The sequence below is a fragment of the Pseudonocardia yuanmonensis genome, from assembly GCF_039542425.1.
GTDB lineage: Bacteria > Actinomycetota > Actinomycetes > Mycobacteriales > Pseudonocardiaceae > Pseudonocardia > Pseudonocardia yuanmonensis.
Map to the genome: position 1 here is coordinate 68287 of NZ_BAABIC010000003.1, position 24225 is coordinate 92511.

The 24225-nt window shown below is 75.6% G+C and carries 22 protein-coding genes; 7 read left to right on the plus strand and 15 right to left on the minus strand.

Translation table 11 applies throughout. The annotated features are described in order from the left end of the window. Positions 1-23: 23 nt before the first annotated feature. From ABD990_RS05005 to ABD990_RS05025, 5 genes are all read right to left on the minus strand, one after another. Positions 24-815, minus strand: coding sequence for a polyprenol monophosphomannose synthase (locus ABD990_RS05005; protein WP_345378656.1), 792 nt, complete (start codon positions 813-815; stop codon positions 24-26). Next, positions 808-2460 carry an apolipoprotein N-acyltransferase gene (gene lnt / locus ABD990_RS05010; protein ID WP_345378657.1) on the minus strand — a complete coding sequence of 551 codons (1653 nt, stop codon included), beginning with the start codon at positions 2458-2460 and terminating at the stop codon, positions 808-810. Before lnt ends, ABD990_RS05005 begins: the two co-directional genes overlap by 8 nt. A gap of 34 nt (positions 2461-2494) precedes the next feature. Further along, positions 2495-3316: a PIG-L deacetylase family protein gene (locus tag ABD990_RS05015; RefSeq protein ID WP_345378658.1), complete on the minus strand. Its 822-nt coding sequence runs from the start codon at positions 3314-3316 to the stop codon at positions 2495-2497. A gap of 185 nt (positions 3317-3501) precedes the next feature. After that, the gene (locus ABD990_RS05020; RefSeq protein WP_345378659.1) at positions 3502-4998 is read right to left on the minus strand and encodes an amidohydrolase; all 1497 of its coding nucleotides are present in this window, start codon (positions 4996-4998) and stop codon (positions 3502-3504) included. 34 nt (positions 4999-5032) lie between these two features. Beyond that, positions 5033-5221, minus strand: a complete 189-nt coding sequence (locus ABD990_RS05025) for a PspC domain-containing protein (RefSeq protein WP_232868634.1) — start codon at positions 5219-5221, stop codon at positions 5033-5035. Between the two features lie 292 nt (positions 5222-5513). Between ABD990_RS05025 and ABD990_RS05030 the strand changes: the two genes are divergently transcribed. Beyond that, positions 5514-6626 carry a GDSL-type esterase/lipase family protein gene (locus tag ABD990_RS05030; RefSeq protein WP_345378662.1) on the plus strand — a complete coding sequence of 371 codons (1113 nt, stop codon included), beginning with the start codon at positions 5514-5516 and terminating at the stop codon, positions 6624-6626. A gap of 20 nt (positions 6627-6646) precedes the next feature. Here ABD990_RS05030 and ABD990_RS05035 read toward each other — a convergent pair whose 3' ends face one another. Beyond that, a complete protein-coding gene (locus ABD990_RS05035) occupies positions 6647-7774 on the minus strand; it encodes a M24 family metallopeptidase (protein WP_345378664.1) in 1128 nt (375 codons plus the stop codon). 106 nt (positions 7775-7880) lie between these two features. Here ABD990_RS05035 and ABD990_RS05040 point away from each other — a divergent pair, with 106 nt between their 5' ends. After that, positions 7881-8831 carry a 5'-3' exonuclease gene (locus ABD990_RS05040; protein ID WP_345379035.1) on the plus strand — a complete coding sequence of 317 codons (951 nt, stop codon included), beginning with the start codon at positions 7881-7883 and terminating at the stop codon, positions 8829-8831. A gap of 57 nt (positions 8832-8888) precedes the next feature. On the opposite strand, the gene ABD990_RS05045 is transcribed toward ABD990_RS05040, so the two are convergent. The 8 genes from ABD990_RS05045 to ABD990_RS05080 all read right to left on the minus strand — a co-directional run bounded on the left by ABD990_RS05045 (position 8889) and on the right by ABD990_RS05080 (position 18551). Beyond that, a complete protein-coding gene (locus ABD990_RS05045) occupies positions 8889-10214 on the minus strand; it encodes a GNAT family N-acetyltransferase (protein WP_345378665.1) in 1326 nt (441 codons plus the stop codon). An 85-nt stretch (positions 10215-10299) separates the two neighbouring features. Further along, positions 10300-11244 carry a DUF4333 domain-containing protein gene (locus tag ABD990_RS05050; protein WP_345378666.1) on the minus strand — a complete coding sequence of 315 codons (945 nt, stop codon included), beginning with the start codon at positions 11242-11244 and terminating at the stop codon, positions 10300-10302. A 799-nt stretch (positions 11245-12043) separates the two neighbouring features. Continuing rightward, entirely contained in the window at positions 12044-14809 is a 2766-nt protein-coding gene (locus ABD990_RS05055) for a DEAD/DEAH box helicase (protein ID WP_345378668.1), read from the minus strand. A 101-nt stretch (positions 14810-14910) separates the two neighbouring features. Beyond that, positions 14911-15858, minus strand: a complete 948-nt coding sequence (gene tatC / locus ABD990_RS05060; protein WP_345378669.1) for a twin-arginine translocase subunit TatC — start codon at positions 15856-15858, stop codon at positions 14911-14913. A 61-nt stretch (positions 15859-15919) separates the two neighbouring features. Beyond that, positions 15920-16231: a Sec-independent protein translocase subunit TatA gene (gene tatA, locus ABD990_RS05065; protein WP_345378671.1), complete on the minus strand. Its 312-nt coding sequence runs from the start codon at positions 16229-16231 to the stop codon at positions 15920-15922. 121 nt (positions 16232-16352) lie between these two features. Further along, a complete protein-coding gene (locus ABD990_RS05070; protein WP_345378673.1) occupies positions 16353-16538 on the minus strand; it encodes a hypothetical protein in 186 nt (61 codons plus the stop codon). Beyond that, positions 16538-17533 (minus strand): helix-turn-helix transcriptional regulator, encoded by a 996-nt coding sequence (locus tag ABD990_RS05075; protein WP_345378674.1) that lies wholly within the window; start codon positions 17531-17533, stop codon positions 16538-16540. Before ABD990_RS05075 ends, ABD990_RS05070 begins: the two co-directional genes overlap by 1 nt. Before the next feature lie 28 nt (positions 17534-17561). Next, a complete protein-coding gene (locus tag ABD990_RS05080; RefSeq protein WP_345378675.1) occupies positions 17562-18551 on the minus strand; it encodes a helix-turn-helix transcriptional regulator in 990 nt (329 codons plus the stop codon). Positions 18552-18733: 182 nt separating this feature from the next. On the opposite strand from ABD990_RS05080, the gene ABD990_RS05085 reads away from it, so the two are divergent. Further along, entirely contained in the window at positions 18734-18982 is a 249-nt protein-coding gene (locus ABD990_RS05085; protein WP_345378677.1) for a hypothetical protein, read from the plus strand. A 78-nt stretch (positions 18983-19060) separates the two neighbouring features. On the opposite strand, the gene pafA is transcribed toward ABD990_RS05085, so the two are convergent. Next, positions 19061-20422 (minus strand): Pup--protein ligase, encoded by a 1362-nt coding sequence (gene pafA, locus ABD990_RS05090; protein WP_345378678.1) that lies wholly within the window; start codon positions 20420-20422, stop codon positions 19061-19063. 174 nt (positions 20423-20596) lie between these two features. Between pafA and ABD990_RS05095 the strand changes: the two genes are divergently transcribed. From ABD990_RS05095 to ABD990_RS05110, 4 genes are all read left to right on the plus strand, one after another. Then, positions 20597-22042, plus strand: a complete 1446-nt coding sequence (locus ABD990_RS05095) for a bifunctional phosphatase PAP2/diacylglycerol kinase family protein (protein WP_425569483.1) — start codon at positions 20597-20599, stop codon at positions 22040-22042. A 98-nt stretch (positions 22043-22140) separates the two neighbouring features. Further along, complete coding sequence (locus ABD990_RS05100) at positions 22141-22908, plus strand: methyltransferase domain-containing protein (RefSeq protein WP_345378681.1); 768 nt, start codon at positions 22141-22143, stop codon at positions 22906-22908. Positions 22909-22985: 77 nt separating this feature from the next. Beyond that, complete coding sequence (gene fdhD, locus ABD990_RS05105; RefSeq protein ID WP_345378682.1) at positions 22986-23813, plus strand: formate dehydrogenase accessory sulfurtransferase FdhD; 828 nt, start codon at positions 22986-22988, stop codon at positions 23811-23813. A gap of 26 nt (positions 23814-23839) precedes the next feature. Beyond that, complete coding sequence (locus ABD990_RS05110) at positions 23840-24202, plus strand: VOC family protein (RefSeq protein WP_345378683.1); 363 nt, start codon at positions 23840-23842, stop codon at positions 24200-24202. Positions 24203-24225 lie beyond the last annotated feature (23 nt).

The window sequence follows — 24225 nt, forward strand, 5'->3', positions numbered from 1 at the left end:
CCGCGCAGCCTAACGAGCGATGATCAGGCGCGAACCGACCCGTCGCCCGCGGCGGTGTCCCGCCCGCCCCGGGCCGGGAGCAGCCGGCGGAACCGGTGCTCGAAGCCCCACCGCGCGACGTTCACGAACGCCTCGACCATCACGGCGGCGTCCATCTTCGACGAGCCGATCTGCCGCTCGGTGAAGGTGATCGGCACCTCGACCACGCGGAACCCGGCCTGCAGCGCCCGCCACGCAAGGTCGATCTGGAAGCAGTAGCCCTGCGAGATCACCGAGTCGAGGTCGAGCTGCTCGAGCACCTGCCGCCGGTACACCCGGTAGCCGGCGGTGATGTCGCGGACATGCGCGCCGAGCGCGATCCGCGCGTACAGGTTGGCGCCGCGGGAGAGCCACTCCCGGTGGGCCGGCCAGTTCACGACCTCGCCGCCGGGCACGTAGCGGGAGCCGAGGACCAGGTCGGCGCCCGGGCCCTCCTCCAGCGCGGCCAGCAGGGCGGGCAGGTCCTCGGGGGCGTGCGAGCCGTCCGCGTCCATCTCGACGACGACCTGGTGCTCGCCGCTGAGCGCGTGCCGGAAGCCGGCGAGGTAGGCGGCACCGAGCCCGTTCTTGCCCTCGCGGTGCAGCACGCGCACCCGCGGGTCCTTGGCCGCCATCTCCTCGGCGAGCTCGCCCGTGCCGTCCGGGCTGGCGTCGTCGACGACCAGGATGTCCGCGTCGGGCACGGCCGCGTTGAGCCGCGCGACGACCCGGCCGAGGTTCTCCCGCTCCTCGTAGGTCGGGATGACCACCAGGACCGGTCCCGGGGGCTCAGCCATCGACGTCCTCTCCTGCCCGGGGGGCGTCCGCGGGCCCCGTGCGGGGCCCCGCCCCCTCCTGCGCGGCGGCCGCACCCCGGCGTGCCCGCCTCCCGGTGAGCAGCGCGGCGCCGATCGCCATGACTCCCACTGCGGTCAGCACCCACTCCGGCACGGACCGCAGCCGAGTGGCCAGCGTAGTCGTGTCCTCCAGCGACTCGACAGCGACCAGGGTGCCGGGCACGAACTGCCCGGTACTGCCGGTCACGGCGCCCTCCGGGGTGATCGTCGCGCTGACGCCCGAGGTCGTCGCGACGACGACCGGGCGGTCGTGCTCGACGGCCCGGACCCGGGACATCGCGAGCTGCTGGTAGGTCATCTCCGACAGGCCGAAGGTGGCGTTGTTGCTGGGGACGGCGAGCATCGTGGCACCCGCCGAGACGCTCTCCGCCACCAGGTCGTCGAAGGCGATCTCCCAGCAGATCGCGATGCCGATGTCGGCGCCACCAGCCTCCAGCACGCCCGGGCCGGGACCGGGCACGAAATTGCCCGCCCGGTCGACGTAGCTGGAGAAGAGCCGGAAGAACGACCGCCACGGCATGTACTCGCCGAAGGGCTGGATGCGCCGCTTGTCGTTGCGCGCGACCGGGCCCCGCACCGGGTCCCAGACCAGGATCGTGTTGCTCGCCGTCCGGTCCTGGTTCACCAGCACGGAGCCGACCAGGATCGGCGCCTTGACGGCGGCGGCGGCCTCGGAGATCACGGCGGCGGCGTCGGCGTTGCGGAAAGGGTCGATGTCCGAGGAGTTCTCCGGCCAGATCACGACGTCCGGCTGCGGCTGCCGGCCGGCCGCGACCTCCGCGGCGAGCTGCTCGGTGACCCGCACGTGGTTGTCCAGCACGGCGCGGCGCTGGGCGTTGAAGTCCAGCCCGAGCCGCGGCACGTTGCCCTGGACCGCGGCGACGGTGACGGACCTCGACGGGCCGTTCACGGTGGGCGGGACCGATCCGGCGACCGGGCCGGCCATCAGGGCGACCACGAGCAGGACGGCCGGGACGAGCGCCGCGCGCAGCTCGCGGCGGGCCAGCCGGCGGACCGTCTCGCCGAGCGCGAGCCCGGCCAGCACGGTCACGAACGACAGCAACGGCACGCCACCGACGGACGCCGCGGGCAGGAAGAGACCCTCGGGCTGGCCGAACCCGACCCGCCCCCAGGGCAGCCCGCCGAACGGGACCCGGCTGCGCAGCGCCTCGGCCGCGACCCACACGGCGGCGCCCCAGAGCGGCGCGGCCGGCAGCCGGGAGGTCACCGCGACGCCCGCGCCGGCCAGGCCGAACGCGAGCGCCTCGAACAGGCACAGGGCCAGCCACGGCAGCGCCCCGACGAAGCTGCCGGTCCAGCTCAGCAGCGGGACCAGGAAGCCGAGGCCGAACAGGAAGCCGAGCAGGAACCCGCGGCGGGCGCGGACGCCGCGCAGCACCACCCCGAGCACCGCGAACACCGGCGGCGCGAGCCACCACAGCTCACGCGGCGGGAAGCTCAGGTAGAGCACCACACCGGCGGCGACCGCCGGCAGCGCCCGGGCCAGCAACCGCAGCCACCGGGCGGACCGCGGACCCCGGGAGGCGGACCCCGCCTGCGCGGGGTCGAGGGTCGGTGCGGCCACGGGGAGAGCCTACGGCGCGCCCTCGCCGGAGCTGCTAGAGGAGGTCGAGGACGCCGGGCCGGGCCGCGGGACCGGTGCGGCGGAACCACTCGCGGCCGTAGGCGGCGGCGAAGTCCTGCTCCGGGAGCTCGGCCGGATCGACCTGGCTGGCGTGCGCGAGGATCGCGGCCCGCTTGACCGCGAGATGCCGCGCGTCGCCGGCGACCGTCAGGGCGATCTCGCCGCCCTCCCGGCCGAAGGGCACCGCCGCGGCGCGGGCGGCGCCGTGGACGAGGTGGCCGTCCGGGCCGAGACCCTGCCGGTCGACCGTCGCGAGGTAGGCGTCGGCGCCGGTCAGCTCGGCGGCGATGGTGCCGACCACGCCGGCCATCCGGTGGTCGGGGTGGCCGTAGACGCCCAGCTCGTCGTCGGCGAGCAGGGTGCCGGCGCCCTCGTCGTCGACGATCTCGGCGAGGCGGCTGGCCAGGGCGAGCGGCTCGGCGCCGGCGAGCGCGCGGGCGTGGCTGCTGTCCGGGCCGCCGGGCAGCCCGGAGTCGCGGCGGCCGAGCAGCACCAGGCGCGCGACGCCGAGGAGCTCGGCGGCGTGCTCGAGCTCGGCCAGCCGGCGCTGCCGCACGGTCTCGCCGGGGCGCAGCGGGAGCCGGGACCCGCCCAGCTCACCCCCGGTGGCCATGACGAGCACGACGCGGGCGCCGGCGTCGGCCAGCCGGCGCAGCGTGATGCCGGTGAAGATCGCCTCGTCGTCCGGGTGCGGGTGCAGGGCGACGACGGTGTGTCCCCGCAGGTCGGGCTCGGGGAGCGCCGGGACGGCGGAGACGAGGGGCGTGGCGGGAGCAGGGGCCGCGGGAGCGGTCATGGAGGTGATCGCAGTCTGTGCGGGCCGCGGGGGTGCGGCGGGCGGACGGTACCGGGGGTGTCAGCGGCAACAGCGACAACACCCCGGACAGCAGCGACCCACGAGGGGGCGGCGGCCGGTCCGGTCGATCACGCGGAACAGGATGCCAGAGCGGTCCGCCCGGGGGGAAGCGGGGGCGCCCCACGTCACTCCGCGGGGTCGCCCCCGGCGTCGTGCAGGACGTGCCCCTCGCGCACGGTCCGCAGGCAGCGGGTGCCGTCCCAGAGCGCGTAGGAGGCGGGGCCGCCGCTCTCAGGCACCGGGGTGCCCGCGCCGCCGGCCGCGTGCCGGCCGCCCGCGGTGTGGGCGGCCAGGGCGGTGGCCTCGTCGACCGACGACGAGGGGGTGCGGTGGGCGGCCGCGGCCCGGACCGTGGCCCACGGGTCCAGCGGCGTGACCGGCGAGTCGGAGCCGAGGGCGAGCACGACACCGGCCTCGTCGAGCGTGCGGAAGGGGTTCATCCCGCGGGCCCGGTCGGCCCCGAGCCGCGCCGCGTACATGCCGTCGGGGCCGCCCCAGGCCGCGTCGAACAGGGGCTGGACGCTGGCGACCACGCCGAGCGCGGCCAGCCGGGCCGCCTGCCCGGCGTCGACCATCTCCAGGTGCTCCAGCCGGTGCCGGGCGGCCCGGACCGCGGCCGGCGAGGTCCGGCGGGCGGCCTCCTCGAGCGCGGCGACGGCGTCCTCGACGGCGGCCTCGCCGATCACGTGGAAGCCCCCCTGGATCCCGGCGCGGGTGCAGGCGGCGAGGTGCGCGGCCAGGACGTCGGGATCGAGGTAGCGGTTGCCTGTCCAGCCCGGGGCGTCGCGGTACGGGGTGTGCAGGGCGGCCGTGCGGGAGCCCAGCGAGCCATCGACGAACAGGTCCCCGGCCAGGCCGCGCGCGCCGGTCTCGGCCCGCAGCGCGCGGGCGGCGTCCCGGGTGTCGACGGCCTCGCCCCAGTAGCCGACGACGTGCACGCCGTGCCCGCCCGCGAGCAGGTCCGCGAGATCCGCCCGGCCGGAGATCTCCGGGCCGGCACACTCGTGCACCTCCGCCACGCCGCGGGACGCCGCGTGGTCGAGGAAGGCGCGCTGGGCCGAGCGGCGCTGCGCGGGGTCCAGGGCGGCCAGCGCGGCGCGACGGACGTGGTGGTGGGCGTCGGCGCTCAGCGGACCCGTCGGGCTCCACCCCGCGGTTCCCACGGCGCCCGGTGCCCGGTCGACCAGGGCGGTGGAGGCCAGGGCGGAGTGGACGTCGATGCGGCTCAGGTAGACGGCCCGGCCGGCGGCGGCGCGATCGAGCTCCGCCCGGCTCGGCGGTGGGCCGGACCAGCGGTCCTCCTCCCAGCCGTGACCCCACACGACGCCGGCGGACGGGGTCGTGCCCGCGGCCGCCGCCACGGCGGCCAGGACCCCGGCCGCGGTCGCGCAGCGGGTGAGGTCCAGGCCGTCGAGCAGCAGACCGGACGCCGTGGTGTGCACGTGCGCGTCGACGAACGGCGAGGTCAGCAGGACCCCGTCGAGATCCTCGACACGCGCGTCGCCTCGGCCGCGGGCCCGCTCGGCCGCGCCGGTCCAGGTGACCCGCCCGGCCTCGGTCTCGATGGCGACGGGACCGGGCCGGCCGGGCAGCCGTAGGCCGGTGAGCAGGGTGCGGGACACGGTCCGGGTGTCTACCGCACCCCGGGCCGGTCGATCAGTACGGGGCCTTCGGCATCAGGATCCACAGCACGATGTAGATCACGAACTGCGGGCCCGGGAGCAGGCAGGACAGCAGGAAGATCAGCCGGACCACGAACGGGCTGAGGCCGAAGCGCTGCGCCAGGCCGGCGCAGACGCCGGCGATGACGGCGCCGTTGCGGGGGCGGGTGAGGGTGGTTGCCATGGTGTCGTCGAGCTCCTCGATCCGTCGGCGGCGGTTCTCGCCGCCCTGCACCTCACGATGCCGCGTCCGCGGGGTGGGTGCGTCCGGACAACGCCCGGAGAAGGACCGGGGTTCCCCCCGAGGGGCGACCTAGCAGACCTCCCCGACACTTCCGGCCCTCCGCGCGCGGCTGTCCACACGGGTGCTCCCCGCCCGGCCCGGGGCCGCGGTGGGGCGTGCCGGAAAGCGGAGTTGTCCACAGCGGAGCGGCGACGGCCCCTGGGGCGGGGCCTGCGCTCCTACCGTCCGCCGCGTGCCGACTCGCCTGCTCCCCGCCCCGTCCCGCCGCCGTGCCCTCCCGGTCGCCTTCCCGGTCGCGCTCGCCCTCCCGGTCGCCTTCCCGGTCGCGCTCGCCCTCCTGGTCGTGCTCGCCTCGATCGGGTCGGCTCCCCCGGCCGTCGCCGGGGTGCCACCCGGTCCCCCGCCCGACCCGCGGCCGACCGCCGTCGTCGCGCTGGGCGACAGCGCGGCCTCCGGAGAGGGTGCCGGCGGTTACGAGGCGGGGACGCGCGGCGAGGGCGGGAACTGGTGCCACCGCTCCCCCGCCGCCTACGTGCACCGCAGCGCGCTGGCCGAGGTCGGCGTGAACCTCGCGTGCTCGGGGGCCGGTGCCGGCCACGTCGCGTTCGGCGCGGCGGTGCACCACACCGAGGGGTCGCAGGCCCGGCGGCTGGTGGAGGTCGCACGACGGCACCGCGTGCTCGCGGTGACCCTGCAGGTCGGGGCGAACGACGAGCCGGACCTGTCCGGCGTCGCCGTCGCCTGCATCCGGGCCTTCCTCGACCTGCGCGAGCCGGGGTGCCGCACGACCCTCGGCCCCGGCTGGGCCGGCCGGCTCGCGGCGGTCGAGCCCCGGATCGAGGCGGCGGCCCGGGACGTCCGGAGCGCGATGACCGAGGCGGGTTACGCGCCGGCCGACTACGCGTTCGTCCTGCTCTCCTACGCCGCGCCGGGCAGCGAGGCCATGCCCGTGTGGCACGGCGTCCAGGGGTGCCCCTACTCACGGCCCGACGCCGGGTGGGCGCGCACCGTCGCGTTCCCCCGGCTCGCCGCCACCATCGCCGCGGTGGCCGAGCGGGTGGGTGCGCGCTTCCTGGACCTCACCCGGCTCGCCGAGGGCCGGGAGGCGTGCACGGGCCCGTTGCGGGACGAGTGGCAGCGCCGGCTGACCGTCGACCCGCGGACGCTGGTGCAGGGCGCGCTCGACACCGCCGGCAGGCACCTGTTCCAGGAGTCCTTCCACCCGACCGCGGCCGCGCACACCGCGATCGCCGGCTGCCTCCGCGAGTTCGTCGGCGGCGGCGCGGCGCGTGCGGCGTGCGTGCCCGGGCGCGACGGTGCGGCGCACCCGGAGGTGGCGGCGTGAGCGGGGTGAACGGGGTGGCCCTAGAGGATCACGAGGTCCCGCGGCCCGTTGTTCAGCCGCTCGGCACCGGACTCGCTCACCACCACGATGTCCTCGATGCGGGCGCCCCACTCCCCGTCGAGGTAGATGCCGGGCTCCACGCTGAAGGCCATGCCGGGCTCGAGGGTGAGCGCGTTGCCGCCGACGATGTAGGGCTCCTCGTGGACGTCGAGCCCGATGCCGTGGCCCGTGCGGTGCACGAACCGCGGGCCGAAGCCGGCCTCGGTGATCGGGGCGCGGGCGGCCTCGTCGACCGCCTCCGCCGTGACGCCCGGACGCACGGCCCGCACCGAGCGCTCCTGCGCCTCCTGCAGCACGGCGTAGGTCTCGCGCACCTGCGCCGGCGGCTCCGCCCCGACCGCGTACGTACGGGTGCAGTCCGAGTTGTAGCCGGTGGCGAGCGGGCCGCCGATGTCGACGACCACGACATCGCCCGGCTCGATCACCCGGTCGGACACGTCGTGGTGCGGGCTCGCGCCGTTCGGCCCCGACCCGACGATCACGAAGGCGGCCTCGGTGTGCCCCTCGGCGACGATGGCGGCCTCGATGTCCGCGCCGACCTGCGCCTCGGTGCGGCCGGGCTTGAGGAGCTCGGCCATCCGGGCGTGCACGCGGTCGATCGCGGCACCGGCGAGCCGGAGCTGCTCGACCTCCGCGGCGTCCTTGCGCATCCGCAGCTCGCGCAGCACGGGCCCGGCGAGCGTCTGCCGCACGTCCGGGAACGCGTCCCGCAGGCCGAACACGTGCCGCGCCGGCATCCCGTCGGCCACGGCCATCCGGGTGGGGCCGCCCGCGAGGTCGGAGACGAGCAGGTACGGGTCCTCGCCGTCCGTCCAGGTGAGGACCTCCACGCCGAGCGCCTCCAGGGTGGGGACGTCGAACCCGGGCGCCTCCAGGCGCGGCACGACCAGCGCCGGCGGGGCGCGGTGGCCCGCGGCCGGGAGCACGAGGCAGGTCAGCCGCTCGTGGGACTCGCCCGCGTGGTCGACCAGGTACCGCAGGTCCGTGCCGGGGGTCACGAGGAGGACGTCGGTGCCCTGCTCGGCGGCGACCTCGCCGGCGCGGCGCAGCCGGTCGGCGAGCAGCTCGGTGGGGACGGCGTGGCTCATGGGGCGAGCTTAGGGCGCTCACGCTGCGCGTCGCCGCTGCCTGGCATGCTGGCTCACCGTGACGGCACCCCAGAAGTCCGCGCTCCAGGCGCCGGCCGGCTCGCTGATGCTGCTCGACGCCGCGAGCATGTACTTCCGCGCCTTCTACGGCGTGCCCGAGTCGATCACGGCGCCGGACGGGACCCCGGTCAACGCGGTCCGCGGGTTCACCGACATGATCGCCCGACTGGTCGCCGAGCACCGCCCCGCGCGGCTGGTCGCCTGCCTGGACCTCGACTGGCGGCCGGCCTTCCGGGTCGAGGCGCTGCCCTCGTACAAGGCGCACCGGATCGAGGGCTCCACACCGGGCAGCGGGCCGGACACCGCACCCGCGGGGATCCCCGAGGAGGTGCCGGACACCCTCGCGCCGCAGGTCCCGGTCATCCTCGACGTGCTCGCCGCGGCCGGCATCGCCACCGGCGGGGCCGAGGGCCACGAGGCCGACGACGTGATCGGCACGCTGGCCCACCGCGAGTCCGCCGACCCCGTGGTGGGGGTCAGCGGCGACCGTGACCTCATGCAGATCGTCCGCGAGGACCCGACGCCGGTGCGGCTGCTCTACGTGGGCCGCGGCCTGGCCAAGGCCGAGCTCCTCGGGCCCGCCGAGGTCGCCGAGAAGTACGGCGTGCCACGGGACCGCGCCGGTGAGGCCTACGCCGAGATGGCGATGCTGCGCGGCGACCCCTCCGACGGGCTGCCCGGCGTCCCCGGAGTGGGCGCGAAGACGGCAGCGACGCTGGTCGGGAAGTTCGGCTCGTGGGGCGAGCTGGTCGCGGCGGTCGGGGACCCCGGCGACACCCGGCTCGCGGCGAACGTCCGGAGCAAGCTGGCGAAGGCGGCGGAGTACCTGGCCGTCGTCGAGCCGGTCGTGCGGGTGGTGCAGGACGCGCCCGTGGAGCTCTCGCGGCCCGATACCCTGCCCGACTCCCCCGCCGACGCCGGGGCGCTCGCGGCGCTGGCGGAGCGCTGGGGCCTGGGCGGGTCCGTGGACCGGCTGGTCGCGGCGCTCAAGGGCTGACACCCGGTCCCGAGCCGTCCTCCGTCGAGGCCGCCCCGCACCGGGCCGGTCGCGGGATCAGAAGAAGGTCCCGCACCACGGCACCTCGCTCGTCGTGAAGAGGCGGTCGGCGCGGGGGACGGCAGCTCGGTCGTGCGCACTCCACCAGCCGCTCGCGACCAGCTCGGACGGGCGCCGGTCGCCGAGGTAGGCCATGGCGAGGCCCGCGACGTCGCACTCGAGGTCGGCCGGGCCGTCCCCGGCCGGCGCGGGATCGGCGCCGTCGCTGTCGCCGATCGCGGAGGCAGCCCGATCGCCGATCACGTGCACGCCGTCGTTCGCCGGGAAGAGGGCGTCGTGCACGCGGATGCGGAGCGGCTCTTGCCCGCTCTCGCCCCAGGTGCGGGCGGCGAGCGCGGCGGGCACGTCGAGCAGGCGGAGCCAGGTCTCGTCGCCGACGCCGGTCGTGCGGCAGTGGCGCGGGTCGTCGAGGAGCAGGTCCACCGGCTCGTCCCACGGCCGCAGGTGGGCGGAGACGGCGCGGAGGAGGTCGACGCCCAGCAGGAAGCGCCACAGGCCGGCGGTGGCCTGCGGGGTCGCGGCGTGCAGGTCGTGGAGCTCGAGGACGTTCTCGCCGAAGTCCGTGCCCTCCTGGCGCACGGTCCACAGGGCGAAGCCGTCGTCGCCGTCCGGTCCGGTGTGCACCGCGATCCCCCGTGCCGCGTCGGCGGCGGGGCGGCGCAGCGTGAGGGCCCACCAGCCGTCGTCGCGGACGATCGGGCCCGGGCGCGTGGTCCCGGTCAGAATCCGGGCGTAGATCGGCGGCAGGAGCGTGGCGGCCTCGTCGGGATGGACCAGCCGGACCTCCCCGGCGGCCGGGGCGCCGGGGCGGAAGCGGGCCCCGGCGGTCACCCTCAGGTTCCGTCCGCGGCTCGCGACGCCGTAGCCGAAGCGGCCGTAGATGCGCGCCTCGCTGGCCCGCAGGGTTGCGGTGACCTCGCCGCGGTCGGCCGCGTCGGACAGCTGCTCCCGCATGAGCGCGGTGAGCAGGCCGCGGCGCGTCCGGTCGGCCCGGACGCCGACGCGGGTGACGGCCGCCATCGGTACCCGTGCACCGCCGGGCACCGTGAGTGCGGAACCGAAGCTGGTGGCGGTCCCGGCCAGGGTGCCGGCGGGCAGGTCCACGCCGAAGGTGCGGCCCGGGGCGTAGGAGAGCCGGGTGACGGCCCAGCGGTCGTCGTCGACCGGGCCGCCGGCGTGCAGGGCGGCGCCGAAGAGCGCGTGTGCCGTCCGGAGCTCGCCGGGCTCCAGCACCCGCACCTCGGGGCCGGGGCGGGCGGCGGCGCCCGCCGTCGGGGGTGTGGCGGTCCGGGGCTCGCGGGACTGGGTACCGGTCGTGCTCACGGTCCCCGATCCTCCGGCTCCCGAGCGCCTCCTGTCACCCGGAATCCGCCGCGGGCGGGGTCCCGCCTGCCGTCCCGCCCCGGGATCAGACCCGACCGACCTGGTAGGTGCCCTGGTCGTCGAGGACCGTGACCGGAACCTCGACGTTCTCGCCGTCGACGTTGGCCGAGCACGTGAAGGTCGTACCCGCCTCCACCCGCTGGCCCTCCGGGCAGCTCACGGCGGTGGCGTCCAGGCCGTAGTCCTCGGTGAGGATCTGCGTGACGCCGGCCTGCAGCGCCTGCTGGTCGAACTCCTCGGTCACCAGGAAGCCCGGCACCCAGAACGCGGTCACCGCGAGCACGGCCAGCACCACGACCACGGCCGCGGCCGCGGCGATCAGCGTCTTCCGCCCGCCCGACCGTCCCCGGCGGCGCGAGGCGCGGCTCCTGTCCCCCGGCAGGGTCGAGGTCGCGGAGCCGGCACCGGCGAGTCCCGCGCCCGCCGGGTCCCAGCCACCGTCGGGGGCCGGGTGCGCGGCGGTGCGGTCGCCCTCGGGGTCCCAGTTCTGCGCCGTGCGGTCGTCCGGCGCCCAGGCCGCGGTGCCCTCCGGGTCCCAGCCCGAGCCGTCGCCCTGGCCGCCGGAGCTCCAGCCGGATCCGCCGCCCGCGCTCCACTCCGAACCGCCGCGCTGCGCATCGCCGCTCCAGGCGGAACTGCCGGTCCCCGACGCCTCGCCGCTCGCGGACGGCCGGTCGTGGGTCGGGATTCGGCCGGGACGTGCCTCGTCGCCGTGCTCGACGGCCGGGGAGCCGTAAGCCGGGGTGGGCGGATCGGCCTCCGGGGTGCGGGTGAAGTCCCAGCCGGAACGCCCGGGGTGCGGCACGGTGCGCGACGCGGAGTCGGCGCCGTGCTCGCCGCCGACGTCCCCGCCCTGCTCGCGCGCGCTCCCGCCGCCGGTCGACGGATCGGGCCCGGCCGTGTCTCCCTGGCCGCCGGCGGCCCGGTGGCCCCGGTCCGTCTCGCGGTGCGGGTCCCGTGGGGTGCTCATCGCCGACCTTCCGTCCGTCCTGCGTTCCGTGCTCGAGTGCTGCTCGCCGTGCTCGCCCGTTCCGTGTCGTTCGCGGGCCGCGTTCCCTTCGAGCGGGGCCCGTCCCCGCGCCCCGGCAGCGCGACCCGGGCCGCCCGGGCAACGATCCAAGCACACCCCGGCGCGCCGCTGCGGCCGGTCGGCCCCCGCACCGCCCGCTCCCACCGTGGGTGCACAGGCCACTACCCCTGATCCACGCCCCTCTGCTCCATTCGGAGCTCCAGACGCAACTCCGACCGCCGCTCGGATCTCCCCTCGGGCCGCTTCACGCTCACGCCTCCGACCGCACAGTCAGGGTCGCCGGACGGGGCACACCACGGCCACGTACGGCCGATAACGGTCCCGAACAGCGATCACCCAGCACCGGCACCCACGCCGCTCCGTCATGATCGCCACCTGGGCCCCATCCCGGCCACACCCGGCCCGCAACATCCCGAGCGGCGATCACCAGCGACGGCTTCCACGACCGCTCCGCCATGAGCACCACCTGGGCCCCATCCCGGCCACACCCGGCCCGCAACGGTCCCGAACGGCGATCACCAGCGCCGGCACCCGCGATCGCGGAGCCGTGATCGTCGCCTGGGCCCCATCCCGGCCACATGTGGCCGGAACCGGTCCCGGACAGCGATCATCATCAACGCTGCAACGCAGCCGGACGTCCCGGTGATCCCACCTGCGGTGCAGGACGGCCGTCAGGTACCGCGGGTGGTGATCTTTCCTCCGCCGGAGCCCAGAGCAGCCGCGCAGGACCGCGGCACGCTCAGCCGACGCCCGCGGCCACGACCCCCCGCCGGACCTCCCGGGCGGCCCTGTGGGCGGTGCGGCCCACCCCGTCCGTCTTCCCGGCGACCGAGGCGATCTGCTCGAGCAGGTCCAGCACCTGCCGGGCCCAGCGCACGAAGTCGCCCGCCGAGAGCTCCTGCCCGTTGCGCTCGGCCGCCTCGAGTACCTGGGCGAGCGACTCGCCGCGCGCCCACCGGTGCATCGGCCAGGCGAAGCCGAGGTCCGGCTCGCGGGTGCGGTCGATCTTGTGCCGGCGCTCGTCCTGCTCCAGCTCCGCCCAGATCCGCACGCTGTCGGCGAGCGCGTCCGTGACGGCACCCTGCGGCACCCGCGGCACCGGGGCGTTGTCCCGGCGCGACTCGTAGACCAGCGCCGACACCACCGCGGCCAGCTCGGCGGGATCGAGCGAGTCCCACACCCCGTGGCGCAGGCACTCCGCGGCGAGCAGGTCCGACTCGCCCCACAGCCGGGACAGCCGGCGCCCGTGGTCGGTGACCGTCTCGCCGTCGAGGTAGCCGCGCTCGGTGAGCAGCGCGCGGATCCGGTCGAAGCCGCGGGCGAGCGAGTGCGTGGTCGCGCGGACCTTCTGTCGCAGCTGCTCGGTCTCGCGCTCGAGCCGGGCGTGCCGCTCGCCCCAGCGGGCGTGGGCCTCGCGGTCGTCGCAGCCGTGGCACGGGTGGGCCCGCAGCGCGCGGCGCAGGGCGGCGAGCTCGGGATCGTCCACGGTGCTGCTGCCGCGTCGCCGCCGCTCCGGGGTGGGCGCCACGATGCCCGTGTTGCGCAAGGACGACGCGAGGTCCCGTCGCACCCGGGGCGAGCGGTGGTCGACGCGCTTGGGCAGCCGCATCCGGCCGAGGGCCGTGACCGCCGCCGGGAAGTCCGCGGCCGAGAGCCGCCCGGCCCACCGGTCCTCGGTGAGCACCAGCGGCCGCGGGTCCTCGTGGTCGGCGGGCGGGTCGAGGACGACCGCGAGCCCGGCCCGGCGCCCGCCCGGCACGGCGATGACGTCCCCCGGCCGCAACGTCCGCAGCGAGTCGGTGACCTCGGTGCGCCGCTCGGCCGAGCCCTGCCGGCGCAGCATCTTCTCCCGGTCGGACACCTGCCGGCGCAGCCGCGCGTACTCGCCGAAGTCCCCGAGGTGGCACCGCATGGACTCGGCGTAACCCCGCAGCGCCTCGGTGTTCCGCTCGATCCGCCGGGACAGCCCGACGACCGACCGGTCCGCCTGGAACTGCCCGAAGGACTGCTCCAGCAGCTCCCGGCCCTGCTCGATGCCGAGCCGCTCGACCAGGTTGATCGTCATGTTGTAGTCGGCGCGGAAGGAGCTGCGCAGCGGGTAGGTGCGGGTGGACGCCAGCCCGGCGACGTGCTCGGGATCGACCCCCGGCTGCCAGATGACGACGGCGTGCCCCTCGATGTCGATCCCGCGCCGCCCGGCACGCCCGGTGAGCTGGGTGTACTCGCCGGGGGTGAGGTCGACGTGGGCCTCGCCGTTGTACTTGACCAGGCGCTCCAGCACGACCGTGCGGGCCGGCATGTTGATCCCGAGCGCCAGGGTCTCGGTGGCGAACACGCACCGGACGAGCCCCTCGACGAACAGCTCCTCGACGGTCTCCTTGAACGCCGGCAGCATGCCGGCGTGGTGCGCCGCGATCCCGCGCTCGAGCGCCTCGCGCCACTCCCAGTAGCCGAGCACGCCCAGGTCGGCCTGCGGCAGGTCCCCCGTGTGCTTCTCGACGATCCGCCGGATCTCGGTGACCTCGGCCTCGGCCGTGAGCCGCAGCCCGGCGCGCACGCACTGCGCCACGGCGGCGTCGCACCCCGCCCGGCTGAACACGAAGGTGATCGCCGGCAGCAGGGCCGCCCGGTCCAGCCGGTCGATGACCGTCACCCGCGAGGCCGGCCGGATCCCGCCCCGCGACCGTGGCGGCCCGCCCCGGCCGGGCCCCGACGAGCGGCCGCGCCGGCCCTCGGTCACCCAGGTCGCCATGTTGTCCTGACGGGTGAGCTCGCGCGTCTGCCGCAGCAGCTCGGGATCGACGGCGAGCTCGCCGGCCCGCTCCGCGAACAGGTCGTAGAGCCGGTTGCCGACCATCATGTGCTGCCACAGCGGCACCGGCCGCACCTCGTCGACGACGACGGCCGTGTCGCCGCGCACGGCGACCAGCCAGTCCCCGAACTCCTCGGCGTTGCTCACCGTGGCCGACAGGCTGACGATCGCGACGTGCTCGGGCAGCTGGAGGATGACCTCCTCCCAGACCGCGCCGCGGAACCGGTCGGCGAGGTAGTGCACCTCGTCCATCACCACGTAGCCGAGCTGGTCCAGCGACCGCGAGCCCGCGTAGATCATGTTCCGCAGGACCTCGGTGGTCATCACGACCACTTGCGCGTCCCCGTTCACGCTGGTGTCGCCGGTGAGCAGGCCGACGGCGGCGGCGCCGTGGCGCTCGACGAGGTCGGCGTACTTCTGGTTCGACAGCGCCTTGATCGGCGTGGTGTAGAAGCACTTCAGGCCCTGCGCGAGGGCGAGGTGCACGGCGAACTCGCCGACGACGGTCTTCCCCGCGCCGGTCGGCGCGCAGACGAGTACGCCGTGCCCGTCCTCGAGCGCCTCGCACGCCTCGCGCTGGAACCCGTCGAGGCCGAAGGGGAGGGACCCGGCGAACTCGCTCAGCCGCGGATGCGCGGCGCGGGCCCGGGCCGCGGCGTACGCCTCGGCCGGGGCCGGTGTGCTGCTGGCCACCCGACCAGGCTGTCACACCTCACCGACACTCCGCCGTCGGACGGCCGCGTTACCCCGCTCACGGGGCAACGCGGGACGGGCCGCGCGGCCCAGGAGCCGGCTCAGGTGACGTCGTCGACGTTGCGGGCGCTCGGCTCCGCACGGCTGACAGGCGCCGGCGGCGGGACGGGCGCCGGCTCCTCGATCCGGCCGGGCCCGTCGACGTGGCTGGGCCCCTCGACGTGGCTGGGGGTCGTGTCGATCGGGGACGGGGCGTCCGGGTCCCAGTCGTCCCAGCCCTCGGCCTTGCGCTGCTTCGCCTTGCGCCTGTCGTGCACCCGCGCGATCTGGATGGCGAGCTCGAACAGCAGCGTGAGCGCCGCGGCGAGCGCGGTCATCGAGATCGGGTCCTGCCCCGGCGTGGCGATCGCGGCGAACGCGAAGAGGCCGAAGATGATCCCGCGCCGCGACCTGCGCAGCCGCTCGTAGCTCAGGATCCCGACCTGGTTGAGCATCACCACGAGCAGCGGGATCTCGAAGCTCACGCCGAAGATCAGCAGCAGCGCGATGACGAAGCCGAAGTAGCTCTCGCCGGTCAGCGCGGTGGTCTGGACCTCGCTGCCGATCGTCAGCAGGAAGGACAGGCCCTGCGAGACCACGAAGTAGGCGAGCACCGCGCCGGCGACGAACAGCACGGCCGCCGTGCTGACGAAGATCAGCGCGAACTTGCGCTCCTTCGGGTACAGCCCGGGCACGATGAACGCCCACAACTGGTACAGCCACACCGGGCAGGCCATCACGATGCCGGCCACCGCGCCGACCTTCAGCCGCAGCATGAACTGGTCGAAGGGCCCGGTGCCGAGCAGGGTGCAGGACCCGTCGGCGGTGAACACGGCCCGCGAGGAGGCGGGCAGCGAGCAGTACGGCTCCTTGAGCAGGGCGCCCAGGCTGGGTGCGCCGAAGAACCCGACCTCGAACCAGATGTAGCCGACGATCGTGGTGAGCGCGATCGCCAGCAGCGAGATCCCGAGACGGTTGCGCAGCTCGTAGAGGTGCTCGACGAGCGTCATCGTACCGTCGGGGTTCTTCGGCCTCCGGCGGCGGCTGAGCTTCACCACGTCGAGCGGGGCCCTACTGCTGGTGCTCGCGCTGCTCCGCCGGCTGCTCGGCCGGCCGCGCCGACGCCTCCGAGCCGGTGGTGCTCGTGGCACCGGTGCTCCCCGTGGTGCCCTGCTGGGCCTGCGCCGGCGGCAGCTGGGCAGGGGGCTGCTGCGTCGCCGGCTCCTCGGCGTTGCCGTCGTTCTTCATGCCCTTCATCTCGCCCTTGAAGATGCGGGCGGACTGGCCCACGGAGCGGGCCATGTCGGGCAGCTTCTTGGCGCCGAACAGCAGGAGCACCACCACCACGAGGATGACGATCTCCCACCCGCCGAGACTCGGCATGAGCAGTCCTTTCGACGGAACCGGTTCACCCCGGATACTACGCACCGGGCGCCCCGGGTCCGAGCAGCCGGTCGGGGGCCGATCCGCTCGAACGATCACCCCGACGATCTCCCGGAAGGCCTCAGCGACGGGTGCGCAGCTCCGCGGCCGCCGACCGCAGCGGGACGACGGCCTGCCCGGTGCGCCGGCGCTCCCGCTGAGCGGTGTGCACGAACCGACGCACGTGGGCGAGGCAGACCACGGCCACCGCCAGCAGCAGGACGATCCCGAGCGCGCCCAGCAGCGCCGGCACCCAGTAGAACCCCATCACGCCCCTTCCCCGTCCCGCCCGTTCCCCGGCTCCGTGTCCGCCGTGTCCGCCGCCGCCAGCGCCGCCCGCGCCCGCTCGGCCACCGCGGCGCCCAGTTCCGGGGGCTCCACCACCCGCGCGCCGCCGCCCAGGCCCAGCACCAGCCGCACCAGCCACGCCGGATCGGCGTACCGGAGCAGGACGCGCGCCGCACCGGACCCGTCGGCGTGCTCCACGACCTCGTCGACCGGGTAGTACTCGGCGATCCAGCGGGCCTCGCGGGCCACCTCGAGCACGGCGGTGCGGTGCTCCTCGCTGGGCGAGAACAGCCCCCGCGACACGTCGTGCGGCTCGGCGTCCGACGGCGGGGCGCTCGGCTCGGCGAGCTCGACGACCTCCTCGACCCGGTCCAGCCGGAACAGCCGCACGCCCTCGGCGCGCCGGCACCAGGCCTCCAGGTACCCGCGGCCCTCGACGAGCAGCAGCCGCATCGGGTCGACGGTCCGGCGCGACACCGCGTCCCGCCCTGCTGTGTAGTAGACGATCTGCAGCGCCCGCTCGCGGTCGAGGGCGCCGCGGACCGCGGCCGCGGTGGCCTCCTCCTCGCGGGTGAGGTCGACGGCGACGGTGGCCACCCCGCCGTCGCCCACGGCCCGCTCGATCTTCGCCGTGGCCCGGCGGACGGCGGCGGTGTCGACGACGCCCGGCGCCTCGCCGAGCGTCCGCAGCGCGACCAGCAGCGCGGTGGCCTCCGCCGTGGTCAGCCGCAGCGGGCGGCGCATCCCGGCGTCCTCGGTGACCGTCACCGTGTCCCCGGAGAAGGACAGGTCGACGAGGTCGCCCGGCCCGTAGCCCGGCAGCCCGCACATCCACAGCAGCTCGAGGTCCCGGCGCAGCTGGCGCGGGGTGATGTCGAAGTCCGCGGCGGCCTCGGCGATCGGGATCCCGGGCCGGGCCAGCAGGTACGGGACCAGCGACAGCAGCCGCGGCAGCCGTTCGGCCACGCCGCTCATCTCCCGATCCCCGCTCGCCGCGCCCCGCTCACCGGACCCGCTCCCCCGCGTGCGCGGCCAGCGCGCCCTCCCACAGCCGCCGGACGTGCGCGGCGAGCCCCGGTGGGTCCAGCACGACGACGTCCGGGCCCGCGCCGGCCAGCCACCTCGCCACCGTGCGCTCGCTGCGCAGCTCGATCTCCAGCTCGTCGCCCGCCCGGCCGCCGAGCTCCCGCGGGCCGAGCACGGTGCCGAGCCGGCGCAGCCCGTGCGCGTGCCCCTCGGCGACCCACACCCGCGCCACCCCCACCACCGGTCCGGTGTCGACCGTCCGCCGGATCGACTCCATGAGGTTCGTGTCGGGCGGCACCGTCACCTCGCCGGGGTCGCCGACGGTCTTGATCGGCTCGAGGATCCGGGACAGCCGGAAGGAGCGGACGTCCGCCCGGTCCCGGTCGTGCCCCACGAGGTACCAGCGGCCGCGCCAGGACACCACGCCCCACGGCTCGACGGTCCGCCGCGCGATCTCGCCGGTCGGCCCACCGCGCCGGTGGTCGAACGTGACGACCTGGCCCGCCTGCACGGCGGCGAGCAGCGCCCCGAACACGGGCTCGGCGGCCCGCACCCGCGGCTGCACCGAGCCCCGGCTCTCGTCCACCTCGACCCCGGCGGCCCGCAGTTTGCGGAGCGCTCCGTGCGCGGCGCCGGACAGCTCGGGCGAGTCCCACAGCGACCCCGCCAGCGCGACGGCGGCGGCCTCCTCGGCGTCGAGGTCGATCTCCCCGAGCTCGTAGTCGCCCCGGGCGATCCGGTAGCCCTCCACGGTGTCGAACGCCGAGGTGCGCCCGGTCTCCAGCGGCACGCCCAGCTCGCGCAGCTCGGTCTTGTCCCGCTCGAACATCCGGAAGAACGCCTCGTCGCTCGTCGCGTCGGCGTAGCCGGGCACGGTCGCGCGGATCCGCTCGGCGGTCAGGAACTGCCGTGTCGAGAGCAGGCAGAGCACCAGGTTGACCAGGCGCTCGGCACGGGCGGAGGACACGGGGGCAGCATACGACCAACCGTTCGAACGCCGTGGGCACCCGGAGAACTCGGCACGTCGGACCGCGGTCCGCCGCCGCGGAACCGGTGTCTCAGGAAGCGACACCGCGCAGCCTTGACCCCGCGATCACCGCGGCAGAGGCTTCCCGTGACGCACCGCACAGCGCGAGGAGGCCCACCGCGATGACGCACGACGCCGGCCAGCCGGAGACCTTCAACCCGTGGAGCGTCGTGAACCTGGTGTTCCACCATCTCGCCGACCAGGGCCTGCACCCCGTGCTCGGCGAGACCGGCGACCCGAAGCAGGCCGCCGAGGCGCTCCTGCACGCCCTGGGCATCCAGCCCGCGCCCGACCACGCCGGTCCCGCCGCCGGCCCGATCCAGGACGAGCTGCTCGCGCTGCGCCGGAAGATGATGCCGGGCATCGAGTAGCCCCGGACGGCCACGGACGCGGACGGCCCCGCCGCCCGAGGGCGACGGGGCCGTCCGTGCGACAGGACCCGGGGGGACTCAGAGGGACTGGATCAGCCGGTCCACCCGCTCGTCGACCGACCGGAACGGGTCCTTGCAGAGCACGGTCCGCTGCGCCTGGTCGTTGAGCTTGAGGTGCACCCAGTCGACGGTGAAGTCGCGGCCCGCGGCCTGGGCGGCGGCGATGAAGTCGCCGCGCAGCTTGGCCCGCGTGCTCTGCGGCGGGGTGTCCTTGGCGACCTCGATCTCGCCGTCGTCCGTGACCCGCTCGACCAGGCCCTTGCGCTGCAGCATGTCGAACAGGCCCCGGCCGCGCCGGATGTCGTGGTAGGCCAGGTCCAGCTGCGCGATCCGGGCGCTCGACAGGTCCAGGTCGTGCTTGGCCCGGTACCGCTCCACCAGCCGGTACTTGATCGCCCAGTCGATCTCCCTGTCGATCAGGGAGAAGTTCTGCGTCTCGACCGCGTCGAGCGTGCGGCCCCACAGCTCCACGACCCGCTCCAGCGTGCGGTCCTCGCTGCCGCGCTGGCGCAGGTGCTCGACGGCCCGGGCGTGGTACTCGCGCTGGATGTCCAGCGCGCTGGCCTCGCGCCCGCCCGCCAGCCGCACGGTGCGCCGGCCGGTGAGGTCGTGGCTGATCTCGCGGATCGCGCGGATCGGGTTGTCCAGGGTGAAGTCCCGGAACTGGACGCCGGCCTCGATCATCTCCAGCACCAGGTGCGTGGTGCCGACCTTGAGCAGGGTGGTGGTCTCGGCCATGTTCGAGTCGCCGACGATCACGTGCAGCCGGCGGTAGCGCTCCGCGTCCGCGTGCGGCTCGTCCCGCGTGTTGATGATCGGGCGTGAGCGGGTGGTGGCGCTGGAGACGCCCTCCCAGATGTGCTCGGCCCGCTGCGACAGGCAGTAGACGGCGCCCCGCGGGGTCTGCAGCACCTTGCCCGCGCCGCAGATCAGCTGACGGGTGACCAGGAAGGGCAGCAGCACGTCGGCGATCCGGGCGAACTCGCCCTGCCGCGCCACCAGGTAGTTCTCGTGGCAGCCGTAGGAGTTGCCCGCGGAGTCGGTGTTGTTCTTGAACAGGTAGATGTCGCCGCCGATGCCCTCGTCGACGAGCCGGCGCTCGGCGTCGACCAGCAGGTCCTCGAGGATCCGCTCGCCCGCCTTGTCGTGCGCGACCAGCCCCGTGAGGGTGTCGCACTCGGCCGTGGCGTACTCGGGGTGCGAGCCGACGTCGAGGTAGAGCCGGGCACCGTTGCGCAGGAAGACGTTCGAGGACCTGCCCCAGGACACGACGCGCCGGAACAGGTACCGCGCGACCTCGTCCGGGGACAGCCGGCGCTGTCCGTGGAAGGTGCACGTGACCCCGAACTCGGTCTCGACCCCGAAGATCCGACGCTGCATGCCTTCCAGCGTAAGCGCAGGAGGCCCCATAAGGTCACGCCTGTGACCGACTGGTTCCGGCGAGTCGCCCTGAAATCCCGCCGCCTCGACCAGGGGCTGGCGGCCGTCAGCGACCTGGACCGGGCGGTGACGGCCGCGGTGTCGGCACGCCCGCACACCCGGTTCGACCACGTGATGCGCCGGCTGTCCGCCGCGGCCAACCACAGCGCGCTGTGGGTGGTGATCGCGGGCGTGCTCGCGGTGCGCCGCGGGGCCGGCCGGAAGGCGGCCGCGCGCGGTCTGCTCGCCATCGCGTGCTCCTCGGCCACGGCCAACGGCGTCCTCAAACCCCTCCTCCCCCGGCGCCGTCCGGCCGCGGCCGAGCTCCCGGCCTACCGCACGCTGCGCAACCCGCCCACCTCGTCGTCCTTCCCGTCGGGGCACGCGGCCTCGGCGGCCGCCTTCGCCACGGCCGTCACGCTGGAGAACCCGAAGGTCGCGCCCGTGGTCGTCCCGCTCGCCGCGGCCGTCGCCTACTCGCGCGTGCACGTCGGCGTCCACTGGGCCTCCGACGTGGCGGTGGGGGCCGCCGTCGGCTCCGGGATGGCGCTGGGCACCCAGCGCTGGTGGCCTGCCCGCCGCACGGACGAGGCCCGGGCCCGGCCGGTGGACAGCGTCCCGGAGCTGCCGCAGGGCGAGGGCCTGGTCATCGTGGTCAACCCGCACTCCGGTCCGCCCGACCAGGACCTCACCGAGGACGTCCGCGAGGCGCTGCCCGCCGCGCACCTGCTGCGCGTGACCCGGGGCAAGGACCTCGGCGAGCAGCTCGACGAGGCCGTCGCCGAGCGCGGCGACTGGGTGCGGGCCCTCGGGGTCGCGGGTGGGGACGGCACGGTCGCCGCCGCCGCGGCGGCGGCCGACCGGCACCACCTGCCCCTGGTCGTGGTGCCGGCGGGGACGCTCAACCACTTCGCCCGCGACGTCGGCGTCTACGACCTGCAGGAGGCGGTCGACGCCACCCAGGCCGGCGAGGCCGTGGCCGTCGACCTCGCCCTGGTCGAGGCGCACCCCGGGATCGGCGACGAGCCGGCGGACCCCGAGGTCATCCGCACCCGCTACTTCCTCAACACCGCCAGCGTGGGCTCCTACCCGGAGCTGGTCCGGCTGCGGGAGAAGTGGCAGCCCCGGTGGGGCAAGTGGCCGGCCTTCGCGGCGGCCCTGGTCACCGTGTTGCACCGCTCGGAGAAGGTGCGGGTCAAGGTCGGCGACCGGTGGCACCTCGTGTGGTTCATCTTCGTCGGCAACGGGCCCTACCACCCGCGCGGCATGGTGCCCGCCTGGCGGCCGACGCTGGACTCCGGACTGCTCGACGTCCGGTGGCTCCGGGCGGACGTCCCGTTCTCCCGGCTGCGGGTGGTCGCCGCCCTGATCCTCGGCGCGCTCGGGCACAGCCGCGTCTACACCCAGCTCGAGACCCCGGAGCTCGACGTCGAGCTGGCCGTGCCGAGCGAGCTCGCGACGGACGGCGAGGTGGTCGCGGAGGCCGGCCGGTACACCTTCCGGGTCGCCAAGAACCCGATCCCGGTCTACCGCCGCGACGAGCAGCGCTGGACCGGGCGGGACCGGCCCTTCCAGGGCTGATCCGCGGCACGCCCCGTCCCCGGGGAGCCGCGGGCGGGGCCGGTAATGCCGGGCTCGACTGGTCCGACCCCACCCCGACACGACCCCCGGGAGGACCGATGACGCTCGCGTTCGACGAGGAAGGCGCCCGGGAGATCGAGCGGGTCTACTCGACCCCCGACATCGTGCGGCAGCGGGACGAGGTGCTGGCCCTGCTCGCGCCGCGACCCGGCGAGCGGATCCTCGACGTCGGCTCCGGGCCCGGGTTCCTGCTGGAGTCCCTCGCCGCCGCGGTGGGGCCGGAGGGCACCGTCCACGGCATCGACCCCAGCCCGGCGATGAACGCCCTGGCGGCGCGGCGGGCGGGCGCGCTGCCCGCCGTGACCCTCACCCTGGGCGGCGCGGAGTCCCTCCCCTACCCGGACGACGCCGTCGACGCCGTCGTCTCCACCCAGGTCTACGAGTACGTCGCGGACATCCGGCGCGCCTTCGCCGAGCTCCGCCGGGTCGTCCGCCCGGGCGGGCGCGTGCTGTTGCTCGACACCGACTGGGACTCGGTGGTGTGGCACGTCGCGGACCGGGACCGGCACGCCCGCGTCATGGCGGCGTGGGAGGAGCACCTCGTGCACCCGCACCTGCCCACGGTGTGGGCCCGGCTCCTGGAGGGGGCCGGGTTCCGGGTCACCGCGCAGGTCGCGATCCCCATCCTCAACCCGCGCCTCGACGAGGACACCTACAGCGCCCTCATCGCCCGCACCATCGCGACCTACGTCGCGGACCGCCGGGGCGTGACGGCCGAGGACGGCCGGGCGTGGCTGGCCGACGTCCGCGGCGGCGACTACTTCTTCAGCATGAACCGCTTCTGCATCCTCGCGTCGGCCGACTGAGTCCGGCGGGCCGGCGCGTGACCCCGCTCGCACGTTCCGGCACGGCGCCGGACCGCGCGGCTCCGTACGCTGATCGCATGGGGAGGCTCACCGCGCGACGGCCCGTGCTGCGGATCGCGGCGGACGGCTCGCAGCGCCGCCGACCGGACACCCTGGCCGTCGAGGAGCCGCTCGAGCTGCGGGTCGACGGGGCGCCGCTGACCGTCACCATGCGCACCCCGGGACACGACGTCGAGCTCGCGCACGGCTTCCTGCTCACCGAGGGCGTCATCGGTGCGGCGTCGGACCTGGTCACCGCCCGGTACTGCGACTCCGTCGACGCCGAGGGCCGCAACACCTACAACGTCCTCGACGTCGCCCTCGCCCCGGGCGTCGAGCCGCCGGACACCTCGGTGGAGCGGAACTTCTACACGACCTCCTCCTGCGGGGTCTGCGGGAAGGCCTCGCTCGACGCCGTGAAGCTCAAGTCCCGCTTCTCCCCCGCCGCCGACGCGGTGCGCGTGCCGTGGGAGGTGCTCGGGTCGCTGCCGGACCGGCTGCGTTCGGCCCAGAAGGTCTTCGACTCCACCGGCGGGCTGCACGCGGCCGGGCTGTTCGCGCCGGACGGGTCGCTGCTGGTCACGCGCGAGGACGTCGGCCGGCACAACGCCGTCGACAAGGTGCTCGGGCACGCGCTGCTCGAGGGCCGGGTCCCGGCCGCCGGGACGGTGCTGCAGGTGTCCGGGCGCGCGTCGTTCGAGCTGGTGCAGAAGGCCGTGATGGCCGGGGTGCCGGTGCTGGCCGCGGTGTCCGCGCCGTCGTCGCTGGCCGTGGAGCTGGCCGACGAGGCCGGGCTCACCCTCGTCGGGTTCCTCCGCGGCGGGGCGGGCAACGTCTACACCCACCCCGAACGCGTCGCCCCGTAGCGGGATCCGGCCCTACGCTCGGCGCCATGCGCGTCGAGGAGCTGGACCACGTCGTCCTGGTCACCGCGGACCCCGAGCGGCTGATCGGCTGGTACCGGGAGACCCTGGGGCTCGCGCCCGAACGGCTCGAGGAGTGGCGGCGCGGGGAGGTGCCGTTCGCGTCCCTGCGCGTGTCGCCCGGGACGATCATCGACGTCCAGCGCGGCGAGCGGACGGGCACGAACGTGGGGCACTTCGCCCTGGTCGTGACGGACGCCGACCTGGCCGCGCTGGCCGCCGAGCACGGAGTGGCCGGCCCGAAGGAGCTGTTCGGGGCGCGGGGCCAGGGCCGCGGCATCTACCTGACCGACCCCGACGGCAACGGCGTGGAGCTGCGCACCTACTCCTGAGGACGCCGCGCGCCGGCCCACGC